Annotated in this window: 1 protein-coding gene; it reads right to left on the bottom strand. The window is 70.8% G+C overall.

Features of this window, described 5'->3' with window-relative positions:
• On the bottom strand, window positions 1-390 hold a 390-nt coding region (locus H926_RS31185), incomplete at both ends, for a tannase/feruloyl esterase family alpha/beta hydrolase (RefSeq protein ID WP_148291837.1).

The raw sequence follows: 390 nt of genomic DNA, 5'->3' as shown, positions 1-390 counted from the left end.
CATGCCGCCGCGCGCGGGATCGGTATTGGTGGCATTGTCATGCCCGGAATCCTGCGCCAGCACGGCAAAACCCTGGGCAAGCGCCGGTGCCTGGTCCATGCTGACCTTGCCGATCGCATCGCCCACGGTGCCGTTGGTGCCGCCCCCGCCCTGCATCAGGAAGCGCCCGTTCCAATCGCTCGGCAGGCGCAGGCGGAAGCGGATGGCATAGGCCTGGCCATCGACACCACGGCGTTCGTGCATCACGCCTTCGACCTCGCAATGGGCTGGCAGCACGGCCTGGGTGGGCGGCGCGTCGGGTTGGCCCACCAGCGGCACGGCATAGCCGGCCGGGCGCCAGGTTGCCGCAACGACCCGCGTGCCAGCCTCGGGCCAGGCAACATGGCCCGC

This window comes from Novosphingobium sp. B-7 (assembly GCF_000410615.1).
Classification (GTDB): Bacteria; Pseudomonadota; Alphaproteobacteria; order Sphingomonadales; family Sphingomonadaceae; genus Novosphingobium; species Novosphingobium capsulatum.
This window is presented reverse-complemented; position numbering and strand designations above follow the sequence as displayed.